The organism is Paraburkholderia sp. BL21I4N1 (assembly GCF_002973525.1).
Taxonomy (GTDB): domain Bacteria; phylum Pseudomonadota; class Gammaproteobacteria; order Burkholderiales; family Burkholderiaceae; genus Paraburkholderia.
In genome coordinates, this window is the sequence record NZ_PVEN01000016.1 from 131,296 (window position 1) to 142,875 (window position 11,580).

General features: G+C 61.0%; 12 protein-coding genes. 3 read left to right on the forward strand and 9 right to left on the reverse strand.

The window, feature by feature from the left end:
- Positions 1–7: 7 nt before the first annotated feature.
- From B0G83_RS30130 to B0G83_RS30160, 7 genes are all read right to left on the reverse strand, one after another.
- Entirely contained in the window at positions 8–547 is a 540-nt protein-coding gene (locus B0G83_RS30130; RefSeq protein ID WP_105511032.1) for a hypothetical protein, read from the reverse strand.
- Positions 544–1,281: a methyl-accepting chemotaxis protein gene (locus B0G83_RS30135; protein WP_105511033.1), complete on the reverse strand. Its 738-nt coding sequence runs from the start codon at positions 1,279–1,281 to the stop codon at positions 544–546. The genes B0G83_RS30130 and B0G83_RS30135 overlap by 4 nt, the downstream gene beginning before the upstream one ends.
- Positions 1,282–1,325: 44 nt before the next feature.
- Complete coding sequence (locus tag B0G83_RS30140) at positions 1,326–3,716, reverse strand: HAMP domain-containing protein (RefSeq protein ID WP_105511034.1); 2,391 nt, start codon at positions 3,714–3,716, stop codon at positions 1,326–1,328.
- A 276-nt stretch (positions 3,717–3,992) separates the two neighbouring features.
- Positions 3,993–4,688 (reverse strand): DNA alkylation repair protein, encoded by a 696-nt coding sequence (locus B0G83_RS30145; protein ID WP_105511035.1) that lies wholly within the window; start codon positions 4,686–4,688, stop codon positions 3,993–3,995.
- A 603-nt stretch (positions 4,689–5,291) separates the two neighbouring features.
- On the reverse strand, positions 5,292–5,810 hold the full coding sequence (locus B0G83_RS30150; RefSeq protein ID WP_035560646.1) for a hypothetical protein: 519 nt from the start codon (positions 5,808–5,810) through the stop codon (positions 5,292–5,294).
- A 215-nt stretch (positions 5,811–6,025) separates the two neighbouring features.
- The gene (locus B0G83_RS30155) at positions 6,026–6,505 is read right to left on the reverse strand and encodes a nuclear transport factor 2 family protein (RefSeq protein ID WP_105511036.1); all 480 of its coding nucleotides are present in this window, start codon (positions 6,503–6,505) and stop codon (positions 6,026–6,028) included.
- A gap of 17 nt (positions 6,506–6,522) precedes the next feature.
- Positions 6,523–7,236, reverse strand: coding sequence for a TetR/AcrR family transcriptional regulator (locus tag B0G83_RS30160; RefSeq protein ID WP_105511037.1), 714 nt, complete (start codon positions 7,234–7,236; stop codon positions 6,523–6,525).
- Positions 7,237–7,345: 109 nt separating this feature from the next.
- On the opposite strand from B0G83_RS30160, the gene B0G83_RS30165 reads away from it, so the two are divergent.
- The gene (locus tag B0G83_RS30165; protein ID WP_374954955.1) at positions 7,346–8,008 is read left to right on the forward strand and encodes a YceI family protein; all 663 of its coding nucleotides are present in this window, start codon (positions 7,346–7,348) and stop codon (positions 8,006–8,008) included.
- 43 nt (positions 8,009–8,051) lie between these two features.
- Here the strand turns inward: B0G83_RS30165 and tdh are convergent, their stop codons facing one another.
- Both tdh and B0G83_RS30175 read right to left on the reverse strand, forming a co-directional pair.
- Positions 8,052–9,083, reverse strand: a complete 1,032-nt coding sequence (gene tdh / locus B0G83_RS30170) for an L-threonine 3-dehydrogenase (RefSeq protein ID WP_105511038.1) — start codon at positions 9,081–9,083, stop codon at positions 8,052–8,054.
- Between the two features lie 13 nt (positions 9,084–9,096).
- A complete protein-coding gene (locus B0G83_RS30175) occupies positions 9,097–10,296 on the reverse strand; it encodes a glycine C-acetyltransferase (RefSeq protein ID WP_105511039.1) in 1,200 nt (399 codons plus the stop codon).
- 150 nt (positions 10,297–10,446) lie between these two features.
- Between B0G83_RS30175 and B0G83_RS30180 the strand changes: the two genes are divergently transcribed.
- Positions 10,447–11,091, forward strand: a complete 645-nt coding sequence (locus B0G83_RS30180; RefSeq protein WP_105511040.1) for a helix-turn-helix domain-containing protein — start codon at positions 10,447–10,449, stop codon at positions 11,089–11,091.
- 82 nt (positions 11,092–11,173) lie between these two features.
- Positions 11,174–11,572 (forward strand): DUF2471 family protein, encoded by a 399-nt coding sequence (locus B0G83_RS30185; protein ID WP_105511041.1) that lies wholly within the window; start codon positions 11,174–11,176, stop codon positions 11,570–11,572.
- Positions 11,573–11,580 lie beyond the last annotated feature (8 nt).

Genomic DNA, 11,580 nt, shown 5'->3' on the forward strand with positions numbered 1-11,580 from the left:
CGGGTCGTTAAAACAATTCCAGCTCGCCGCTGGTTTCTTCAATAGCGCTGGTGTCGGCAACGAAGTCGATCGGCGCATGCGCGCAGACGCACACGGTCGCGGCAAGGCGCACGTCGCCATTGAGCGTGATCGCATACGACGACAGCAAACCCGGCTTCAATTCATGCAGATGCGGCAGGCAACGCGCGTTCAGCACATACGGCGTCGACATGCCGAGGTCGGGAAAATGATTCAGCAATTCCTGATTCATCGCCCCGCAGCAGAGATTGCAGATTTCCAGAAAGACTTCCTTGAACGAACGCTCGTCGGCCTCTTTCAGGTAATACTGGCGCGCGCTGTCGTTCTCGTCGAAATGGAGGATCAGCAACAGCCGGTACACGATCGACGAAATGGTCAGCACGACCACTTGTGTGTCTTTCGTCGTGCCGGCGCTGGCGTCGTCGATCGGCATGATCTCGAACAGGTCGCCCGAATCCAGCGGCAAGCGCGCCTGCGCCGCCTTGCGGAAAATGCGTTCGAAGCTATCTTTGGCGTGGGCCGAAATCACGCCGGCACCTGATGCAGCTTCGCGTAAAACTGATTGGCGAGCGATTCGACGCTCGCCAGCGACGCCGATATCATCTTGCCGCCCGCCTGAATATCCTGGAACGTGGACGTTGTGGTCAGGTCGTTGCGATGCAGACTGTCGCGATAGCTCTTCGACAACTCTTCGGAGCGCGCAGCGAGGGAACGCACTTCGCTGGCCACCACCGCAAAGCCGCGACCCGCTGGACCCGCGCGCGCCGCTTCGATCGACGCGTTCAGCGACACGATCACCACATGCCGCACGATCGACGACAGCTCCTGGTTCTTCGCGTGCATGTCGTGGTTCTGCGTCATCAGCGAAATCATCTGCTCGTGCCAGCGCTCGAACGTGGCGCCCAGTCCTTTCAGACGTGCGGCTTCGGCGGCGATCCGCTGGGCCTGCTGGGTCCACTGATCCTTGTCGCCGGTCAGGGCGTCGAGCGTGGCGCGCAGTTCATCGGCGCTGGCCGATTGTTGTCGCAACTCGTCGCGCAACTGGTCGGTCAAGGCGAGCAGTTCCTGCTCGGCCTGCTCGCGTTGACGCAGCACGTCGCCGTGGTCGACCTTCTCGGCCATCAGCGTATTGACCCGGGCTTCCGCTTCGGCACGCAAACGTGCCACCAGCTTCGCGCTATGCAGCTTGTGGAGGGCAAACGCCAGCAGCGCGGTGATCGCGCTGCCGGCTGCTGCTGCCGCTAAACCATACTGTTGAATCACAACCGTTCCTTGCGAAGTCCATCGCGACGCGCGTCAACCTGCGCTCAGTCCGCCATCGCGTCGAGTTGCAGCTCGCCGGTTTCACCGCGCGCGTTCACGCCGAGCGTATCTACCGCGAAGCTGTCCGGCAGGCAGACGATCGTCTGGAACTGACGGAATGCCGCGCCCTTGCGATCGTCGGTGAAACGCAGTTCGATGCTGCCGTGCTCGCGCTTGAGGAAAGCACGCACCGCGTCCATGCCCACACCACGGCCCGAGACTTCCGTGACCGTTTCGGCGGTCGAGAAGCCCGGCCGGAAAATGAAGTCGGCAATCGCTTCGTCGCTGAGCGTTTCGTCGCCGTTGATCCAGCCGCGTTCCGCCGCGATGCCACGAATCCGTTCGAGCGCGAGGCCACGGCCGTCGTCGCTCAGCGTGATCTGCAGTGCGCCGCTGTCCACGCCCACTTCGATATCGATCGTGCCGGCCGCCGTCTTGCCGTGCGCGCCGCGCACTTCGGCGGTTTCAATGCCGTGATCCATCGAATTGCGCAGCAGATGCATGAACACGTCGTTCAGCGTGCCGCCCGCCTGGCCGCGCAGACGGTAGCCGTTGTCGTCGATCCGCACGTCCGGCGCCGGCTTGCCCAATTCGCTCGCGAGCGACGGCAGCGAATCCAGCACGCCCGACAGCGCGTCCGCCACGCTCTCGCTGCCCAGCGCCCGCAGCGTGCGGCGCATCGCATCGCGCATGGATTGCAGCTCGTGCAGTTCGCCCGCGTTGGTTTGGTCGAGCATGCTCAGCGTGCGTTGAATGTCGTCTTTCTCGACCATCACGAAACGGCCGGCGTTGCCCGCTTCGTTGGCCTGCCCCTTACCCTTGCGGCCGAGGCTATGTTCGTTGATCTTCGCGTAGCTTTCGATCGCTTCACGCACGCGCGTCAATTCTTGCATCAGGTGATCCTGATCCCACGGGCGGTCCGCATCCGGCTGACGGAGTTCGTGATAGCTCTGTTCGGTTTCGTGGACGACGTTGGTCAGATGCTGCAGGTTGTACGTGCGCGCATTGCCCTTGATGGTGTGCATGTTGCGGAACAGCTCGGCAATCGCCGCGTGATCCGCTTCCGAGTGCTTGCGGATAATGCGTTCGTTCTCGCTGATAAACCCGGCCGAGCTTTCGATAAAGTGGTGGAACTTCTCTTCGCTGACCGCGAGAATCTCGCCGATCATGTCGAGACGGCGACGCTGTTCGCTGGCTTCCGCCGCGAGCTTGCGCAATTCGGTCACGTCGCGCACGCACAGCATCAAGCGCACGATCACGTCGTTTTCGTCGGTAATCGCCGACCAGCTCAGGTCGAGGATTTTCGTGCGACCGTCGGGCATGCGCTTCGAAATCTCGCCGATCAGCAGATGCTGATTGAACACGAAGTTCATGCAGTCTTCGCCAAGACACGCGTGGGCAGCGGCGTCGACTTGCGAGAGCGCGTCCGAACCGAGATCCGTGTCGCCGAACACGAGGTCCATCAGGCCGCGGCCGGCAATGTCCTTCGTTTCGAAGATGTCTTCCAGATAGGCCGAATACTCCGAGTGGATCACCGCACCGTCGACCACGGTCAGAATCCCTTGCTGCATGTTCTGCAGCATCGCCTGAATGTCGGCGGTTTTCTGCTTCAGTTGGGCCGAGCTTTCCTGAATCTTCTCGATCATGCCGTTGAACGCGACGATCGAATGGCCGATCTCGTCCAGCCGGCCCACCGGCACGCGGCGCGTAAAGTCCTGGCTCGACGCGATCTCGCTCATCATGGCCTGCATGCGGCTCAGCGGGCGCGTGATCTGGCGGTACAAGAGCGAGCCGATCGAGGTCAGCAGAATGATCGCGATGCCGGTGACGATCGCAATCGCCGTCGTGGTGGTCGACAGCGTGGCGTTCAAGGCCGTGATCGCGTCGTCTTTCTGGCGATTCTTCTCGACGCGCAAGGTCTCGACGATGCCTTCGAGTTCGTCGCGGTATTGCGCGACGTTGGCGAACAGATAAGCCTGCGCAAGTTCGTTCTTGCCGTCGGCCTTCATCTTGGCCGTTTCGGTGATCGCGGAGAAATAGTTTTCGAGGCTGTCGTTGGCCTGCGAAACGAGACCTTGCTGCGCGTGGCTCGCGGCGTCTTTCGCCTGCAAGGCGAGCGCCTGTTGCAGCGAGGCTTTCTTCTTCTTCAGCTCGTCCTGCGCCTGCGTCACCATGTTGGCGTCGGGCGCGTAGACCAGTGTCATCGTGGCCAGTTGCACGTCCTTGACCTGCGAGACGAGGTCGGCGGAAGCGAGCGCGCTGGGCACCACGCCTTCCGTCACCTTGCGTACTTCGGCCGCGCTGCCGCGCGTTTGATACACGGCGTAACCGCCGATCGCCGACAAGGCGACGAACATCAAAACAACCAATAGCGTGATGCGATGACGGATAGTCATTTGAACCCCCCGGGGTCTGGCCTTCGCGTCAACCCTCGATCGGAGCAGCGCGTTTTGTGCGAAATATGGACTGACTTGCAGCGCTGCGGAGTATTGCCGAGCTTTGTTACTAAGCGATGACTACACTGTTGTTACGATTCGCATTAAGAATTGCTAAAAAAATAGCTAAAGTTTTTGAATTGAGAGCCGTTAATTTATCTCGACTGATTTTTGCTGGTGGCATTGCGCCAACAGGCTAAGACGGCGTAAAGAAGCTCGGACGCTCAGTCGCGGTCGTCAGCGAGTCCGCGACAGATGCTTCGACGCTTCTCGCACGGTGAGCGGCGACATGACGGCTCCCGACACCGACAGAAAATCGCTCACCGCTTGCGGCGCGTGCCACGCGTAATCCCGCAACGCCCAGCCGATCGCTTTGCGGATGAAGAAATCGCTTTCGGCGGCGAGCGACTGCGCATAGCCGAACAGACGCGTTTCGTCGGTGTGATCGCGCCAGCCGAGCTGATGGATCATTGCCACACGTCGCACCCACAGCGATTCATGCTGAAGCGCCTCGTCCATGGTGCTCTGTGCTTGCGGTGTGTGCGTTCGCGCCGCCTTCAGCACATCGCCGACCACACCTGCAAGCGGGTCGACGCAATCCCACCAGCAGGCGCGCTGCACGATCTCCAGCAGATGCGCGATGTCTGCCACCGTGAGCGTCTTCCACTTGCGCGCCAGTAGATCGGTCGCGACGTATTGGTATTCGCGTGCCAGCATCGCCCACACGGTTTGCGCGCACGCCAATAAGTGCTCGGCGTTCTCTACCTCCAGTCGCTTGAATACGGGCAGCACCGCTTGTCGACGCAGTGGCGTCGGCACACCGATAAAATCGAATTGATCGCGCATGTAGGCGCGCATTGCGGGCGCTCGCTGCGCGTCGGCGTGCGGTGCGAGCGCGGCTTCAATCTCTTTGGCGAAGGTCTTGGGTGTCATCGGGGAAAGCGCTCCACGTGAATTTTTTTGACCGCGTTCAGCACCGCAACATAATCGCAGGCGTTTCCTTTTCGACCCACTCGAGTTCTCGGAATTGCCGACAAAGGGGCAGGCTAAACGCTCCCGAATTCCCTCACCTTTGAATTTAAAGTGCGCGGACAGGTAGCGATATTCTCACCTCGGCAGCTCCCGTATCTCCTCACCTTTCGCGTTTGGGTCATTCCGGGTAACGACTGCCTTCCCAGGCAGCGATGCAGAGAGCCCCTGGAAATCCTCACCATATCGAAGGTGCGAGCTCCAAGCGACGTTGACTCACCTCCTGGAATCGCTCACCTTTGAAGGCGACCTCCTGGAACGTCTCACCGTTCGTCGTGGTGAACTCATTCACTCGAAAGCGCTCACCGCTTGCCGTGACGGTTTCATCTCCTGGAACGTCTTACTGCTGGTCGCGGTGACGTCATTCCCCTGGAAATCCTCACCGCTTATCGAAGCAACGCCATCTCCTGGAAATCCTCACGATTACTCGTGATGACGTGATCTCCTGGAATTCCTCACCATCCTGGAAACGCTCACCTGTTAACAACAAGGAACCGCGTCACACACTCAGAACTTCACCTTCACCTGAAACCCGATCGTAAACGGCAGGTGATCCGACGGAATCGGTGGAATCACGATGAAGTTCGCGCCCACGCGTTTGTACTCGACCATGACGATCGGTGCGAGCACCGGCCCGATCGTATGATCGCGGCCCAAGCCCCAGTTGCCGTAGTTATAGCCCGAGATGATCCCGCCCATTGCCGCGAGTCGCACGATGCCCCAGTGCGCGAACTCCGGCGCCCAGACCCCGCCGCCATAGTAGGAAGGCCGGCGCAGCGAGTTGCGAAAGCCGCCGGCCGTCAGTGCCCACTGATTGTTCAGCCAGCATTCCACACCCAGGCCTGGGTTGAATTGCTCGAAGTGCGTGCCTGGATCGGGATCGATGTGATACGAACCGAGCATTGCGTCGACCCACACGCCACCGTCGCACCAGCTTCCCGCGTGTGCCGCGGAGGCTGCGGCCAGGCTCGCGACGAGTGCAACCGCGGTATGCCGAATGGTCTTCCTGATCTGCCGAAAATACATGTCTTCTCCGCCACCGGTCGAGCGCCGGCGTCATCTATGTTCTGGATAGTCGTGCTTGCCGCCCGTCGCGCACTGTACCTCAACCCGCATGGGCGATGTGGAGGACACGCTCGGACGCGCGGGCACAAGTCGTGCCCCCGCAACCTGGAAGCAGAACAATAACGGAGAACCGATGGCAGAGCCGTGAAGACGCAGCGGCTTTCTCGAAGAAGCGCTTAAAGACCGAGGTCGGACAAACTCGGATGATCGTCCGGACGGCGTCCGAGCGGCCAGTGATACAGACGGTCGGCTTCGCGGATCGGCATGTCGTTGATGCTCGCGTGACGGTGCGCCATCAAGCCATGCTCGTCGAACTCCCAATTCTCATTGCCGTAGGAGCGGAACCAGTTGTTCGAATCGTCGTGCCATTCATAGGCAAAGCGGACGGCGATACGGTTATCGGTGAACGCCCAGAGTTCCTTGATCAGGCGGTAGTCGAGTTCCTTCGCCCATTTGCGACGCAACAGGCCGACGATCTCCGCACGCCCCTTCGTGAACTCGGCACGATTGCGCCACACGCTGTCGGCGGTATACGCGAGCGACACGCGTTCCGGGTCGCGGGTATTCCAGCCGTCTTCAGCGGCGCGTACTTTCTGGATTGCGGTTTCGCGCGTGAACGGGGGCAGCGGCGGCCGGGTTTCGGTCGGGTCAGCCATGATTTTTCCTCAGTCAGTCAGGTTGCGGTGCGCCGGGATGGCGGTCGTTTGCTGGGTTTACTCGCTTTGTTCTTGCTAGAAGACTCGCTGGTCGCGCAGCCTGTGGACGCGTCGGCCTCACTGGCGGACTCCGCCTCTAGTACGGTACGCGCCACGGTTTGGGCGTCGAGTGCCGCATTGGACTCACCGCTCACCAGTGCCACGGCAATCGCACCATCGAGCAGTACCAGCCACTGACGCGACAGCCGCGCGGCGCGACGTTCCTCCATGCCCGACTCCGCAGCGAACTCATCACACTGCGTTCGCACGAAATCGAGCAAGCGTTCCTTATGTTTGCGCGCGACGATCCTGATCGGATCGTCCGCCGAGGCAATTTCGCCGGCCGCGTTCAGGAACGCACAGCCGTGGAAATCCGCCGACTCAAACCATTCGCGCAACACGTCGAACATGCCAAGCAGACGTTTTCGAGCCGTCTTGCCGCGTTGCTGCGTGCCCGCGATAAACCAGTTCATCCAACGTTCGTCACGCCGCTCGAGTGCGGCCGCCACCAGCGCGTCTTTCGATTCGAAGTGGGTGTAGAAGCTTTTACGTGCAGTGCCGGACTGCTTGACGATAGCGTCCACGCCGGTGGCGTGAATGCCGCCGGCGTAAATCAACGCCTCGGCCGCTTCGAGCAGCCGGTCGCGCGCGCTGCCGGGCGCCGCCGGTTCTGTTTGAGTGTCGTTAGCCATGCGCGAAGAGTAGAACGATCATTCTCCTTCGTCAAGCCTTGATGTGTTTTTGCGGATGAGGAACGTGACCTGCTATCTTGGTCGTGATCGGTCAACCGGAATGAACGTCATGAATCGTCAACTGTCCGCGCGCATCTTTGCGCGCGCGTTAATGCCAGGCTTGCTCGGCGCAATGCTGCTAGGCGCGGCGGCCTGCACGCCGATTCAGGTGCTCACGCATTCGGTCAGCCAGAACGAGGCCCGCGTGCCGGCCGGCCGCTACGAGGTCGACCCGAACCATACCAGCGTGACTTTCGACATCGACCACTTCAAGTACACGCGCTTTCAGATCCGCTTCGATCGCAAGAAAGGGCAACTCGACTGGAACGAAGGCGGCCTGGACAAGAGCGCGACGTCGATCACGATCGACGCCGCAAGCATCGATACGAACGTACCGCTGCTCGACAAAATGGTGAAAAGCGCCAGCCTGCTCGACGTGGAACGCTATCCGGAGATTCGCTTCGTGAGCACGCGCTTTGAGCGAACCGGCGAATCGCGCGGCACCTTGACGGGCGATCTGACGATTCACGGCGTGACGCAACCGGTCACGCTCGACGTGACGTTCAACGGCTTTGCTCCCGATCCGCTGACCAAACAGGACACGCTGGGTTTTTCGGCGGAAGGGCATTTCAGCCGCGCGAAATTTGGTTTGGCGACCTGGTATCCGGCCGTCGGCGACGATATTCATGTGCGCATTCAGGCGGAGTTCGTGAAAACGCCCGCAGGCGGGTGAGCGCGCTGCGGGCGTTTTAGTGTTGCGTTGCTGTTGCGCTAATTCAAGCGGCTGTCCAATCGAGAATCACCTTGCCGCTTTCGCCTGAAAGCATCGTGGCAAACGCTTCCTGATAGTCGTCGACCTTGAAATGGTGCGTCAGGATCGGCGACAGATCCAACCCGCTCTGCAGCATCGCGACCATCTTGTACCAGGTCTCGAACATCTCGCGGCCATAAATGCCCTTGATTTCGAGGCCTTTGAAGATCACCTGCGTCCAGTCGATCGCGGTCTGCGCGGGCGGAATACCGAGCAACGCGATCTTCCCGCCATGGTTCATGGCTTCGAGCATGGTGGTGAAAGCGCTCGGCACGCCGGACATTTCGAGGCCGACGTCGAAACCTTCGGTCATGTGCAGATCGGCCATCACGTCGCGCAGCGATTCGCGCGAGACGTTCACGGCGCGCGTCGCGCCCATCTTGCGTGCGAGTTCGAGCCGGTAATCGTTGACGTCGGTAATCACCACATTGCGCGCGCCGACGTGTTTCGCGATCGCTACCGCCATGATGCCGATCGGTCCCGCACCGGTAATCAACACGTCTTCGCCGACCAGATTGAACGACAGCGCCGTGTGCGTGGCATTGCCGAACGGATCGAAAATCGCGGCGAGGTCGTCAGAAATCTCCGGCGGAATCTTGAACGCGTTGAAGGCCGGAATCACCAGATATTCGGCGAACGCGCCTTCACGATTCACGCCGACGCCCACCGTATTCCGGCACAGATGCCGGCGACCGGCGCGGCAGTTGCGACAGAAACCGCACGTGATATGCCCTTCGCCCGACACGCGATCGCCGATCGCAAAACCGCGCACTTCCTGGCCCATCTCGACGATTTCGCCGACGTATTCGTGACCGACATGCATCGGCACCGGAATCGTTTTTTGCGCCCAGTCGTCCCACTTCCAGATGTGAATGTCGGTGCCGCAAATCGCGGTGCGGGTGATGCGTATCATCACGTCGTTGTGGCCGACTTCGGGTTTCGCGACGTCCGTGAGCGTGAGGCCCGGTGCGCGTTCAAGTTTTGCCAATGCTTTCATGTGCCCCTCGAAATCAAATCACGCCAAGTTCACGGCCGACGCGCGCGAATGCATCCACGGCGCGATCGATCTGCTCCGTGGTGTGCGCCGCGCTCATTTGCGTGCGAATGCGGGCGCGCCCCTTTGGCACCACCGGGAACGAAAAGCCGATCACGTAGACGCATTCCTTCAACAAGGCATCGGCCATCTTCGACGCGAGTTGCGCGTCGCCAAGCATGACCGGGATGATGGGATGTTCGCCGGGCACGAGCGTGAAACCGAGCGCGCTCATCTTGCCGCGAAAGTGCGCGCCGTTTTCGCGCACGCGTGCGCGCAGTTGCGCGCCTTCGTCGCTCGCGAGTAGTTCGAGCACTTTCAGCGACGCGGCAGCAATGCTCGGCGTCAACGTGTTCGAGAACAGATAGGGACGCGAACGCTGACGCAGCAACTCGATGATTTCCTTGCGTGCCGCGACGTAGCCGCCCGACGCACCGCCCAGTGCTTTACCCAACGTACCCGTGATGATGTCGACGCGCGACAGCACCCCGCAATGTTCCGGCGTGCCGCGGCCATGTTCGCCGACAAAACCCACCGCGTGCGAATCGTCGACCATGACCAGCGCGCCATAACGGTCGGCGAGATCGCAGATGCCGGCGAGGTCGGCGATGATGCCGTCCATCGAGAACACGCCGTCGGTCGCGATCAGTTTGAAGCGCGCGCCGGCGGCGTCGGCTTCTTTCAGCCGTGCTTCGAGATCGGCGAGGTCATTGTTCTTGTAGCGAAAGCGCTTTGCCTTGGAAAGCCGCACGCCGTCGATAATGCTTGCGTGGTTCAGTTCGTCGCTAATGATCGCGTCGTTGTCGTCGAGCAGGGTTTCGAACAGACCGCCGTTTGCGTCGAAACAGCTGGAGTAGAGAATGCAGTCGTCGGTTTGCAGGAAGGTGGCGAGCGCCGACTCGAGTTCCTTGTGCACGCTCTGCGTGCCGCAAATGAAGCGCACCGACGCCATGCCGAAGCCGTCGTGATCCAGACCTTGCTTGGCGGCTTCGATCAGACGCGCGTCGTCCGCCAGCCCCAGATAGTTGTTCGCGCAGAAATTCAACACGTCCGCACCGTTGGCCAGACGAATGTCGGCCGACTGCGGGCTGGCGATCACGCGTTCGCTCTTGTAAAAACCGTCGGCGCGGATCTGCTCCAGCGTGCCGCGCAGATGGGCAAGGTATTGGTCACGCATGAACCAGACTCCTGAAAGGGGTAAGAGCGCCCGTGTCAGCGTGTTCGGCATGTGCGACCACGAGGCGGCCTGTTATAGTCGGCTGTCAGTTTTTAGCGGATATTTTCGTTTTTCCGAACTAAAATCCGATATATCGAACAACTCTAAACGATGGGTCAGGAAATGGCAAGTTCGGGTATTCGCCGCGCAGCGGCCGCTGCGGCGCCGGTTGCAGGCGCGAGCGCGGGTCCGGTGGCCGCGATTGCGGCGCCTCCGCGTGTCGGCGAACACATTCAGCGTTTACGCGCCGAACGGCGCATGACGCTCGACGATCTGTCGCGCGCGGCCGGCGTGTCAAAGTCGATGCTATCCGAGATTGAACGCGACAAGGCGAATCCGACTATCGCGGTTGCCTGGCGTCTGACCAATGCGCTCGGCGTCAGTCTCGACTCGCTGTTCGCCCCGCAAAAAGCACCGGAGGCGATCGCCGTCTCCGGTCCGCACGACATTCCTACGTTGAGCGGCCACGAAGCCAAGTATCAGTTGCGTGTCTGGGGGCCGATTGAGCTGGCCGGCAAGTTCGAGTGGTATGAGTTGACGTTGCAAGCGGGTGGGGCGCTGGTGTCGAATGCGCACGAACCCGGCACGCGCGAACACCTGACCGTGCTGCATGGATCGATTGAAATCGAGGCCGCCGGTACGACGAAACGGCTCAAGACCGCGGACACCGCGCGTTATGTCGCCGACGAACCGCACGCGATTCGCAACGCGGGTAAGGGCGAGGCAAAAGCCCTGCTGGTGGTGATTCACGGCTGAAGCTTCGGCTCGCCGTTAGTCGGATGAGGTTGCGCCAAACACTGTATGTTTGTACAGTATTGGATATCGACTGGAGCCGACAATGAACGACCTGACAACCGAGCATGCCGACCACGCTCTGGCCGCGCTGCGCTATCAAACCGCGGCGCGCGATCTAGAACGCATCGTGCGCAATATCGCCGCGCGCTACATCGTCCAGGAGGTGCCGCTCACATGGCGGCTGCTGCATGCCATCGAGGCAGAGGCGCTGGCCGACCTCGGGTTTGCCAGCCGGCACGACGCGATCATGCTCGGGCTGTTTCAGCGTCCGTCCGATCTCCCTTATCCCGAAACAGACGAAGGCGTGGACTTCGGTACCTCGACCGCCTTGCCCGCGGTGTTCGCATTCGCCGTCTGCGCCTACGAGGAAGCGGCTCGGCGCGCCGCGCAACCTGTTGCGCAAGATACGCCGCAGAAACGCGCGCGAGCTTGGGGCGACTGACGCGGGGC

What these genes read in the sequence shown, in the direction of transcription:
- B0G83_RS30185 (WP_105511041.1), top strand. Translation starts at nt 11,174, where the DNA reads ATGAACGACCTGACAACCGAGCATGCCGACCACGCTCTGGCCGCGCTG.
- tdh (WP_105511038.1), bottom strand. Translation starts at nt 9,083, where the DNA reads ATGAAAGCATTGGCAAAACTTGAACGCGCACCGGGCCTCACGCTCACG.
- B0G83_RS30155 (WP_105511036.1), bottom strand. Translation starts at nt 6,505, where the DNA reads ATGGCTGACCCGACCGAAACCCGGCCGCCGCTGCCCCCGTTCACGCGC.
- B0G83_RS30145 (WP_105511035.1), bottom strand. Translation starts at nt 4,688, where the DNA reads ATGACACCCAAGACCTTCGCCAAAGAGATTGAAGCCGCGCTCGCACCG.
- B0G83_RS30140 (WP_105511034.1), bottom strand. Translation starts at nt 3,716, where the DNA reads ATGACTATCCGTCATCGCATCACGCTATTGGTTGTTTTGATGTTCGTC.
- B0G83_RS30160 (WP_105511037.1), bottom strand. Translation starts at nt 7,236, where the DNA reads ATGGCTAACGACACTCAAACAGAACCGGCGGCGCCCGGCAGCGCGCGC.
- B0G83_RS30175 (WP_105511039.1), bottom strand. Translation starts at nt 10,296, where the DNA reads ATGCGTGACCAATACCTTGCCCATCTGCGCGGCACGCTGGAGCAGATC.
- B0G83_RS30165 (WP_374954955.1), top strand. Translation starts at nt 7,346, where the DNA reads ATGAATCGTCAACTGTCCGCGCGCATCTTTGCGCGCGCGTTAATGCCA.
- B0G83_RS30180 (WP_105511040.1), top strand. Translation starts at nt 10,447, where the DNA reads ATGGGTCAGGAAATGGCAAGTTCGGGTATTCGCCGCGCAGCGGCCGCT.
- B0G83_RS30150 (WP_035560646.1), bottom strand. Translation starts at nt 5,810, where the DNA reads ATGTATTTTCGGCAGATCAGGAAGACCATTCGGCATACCGCGGTTGCA.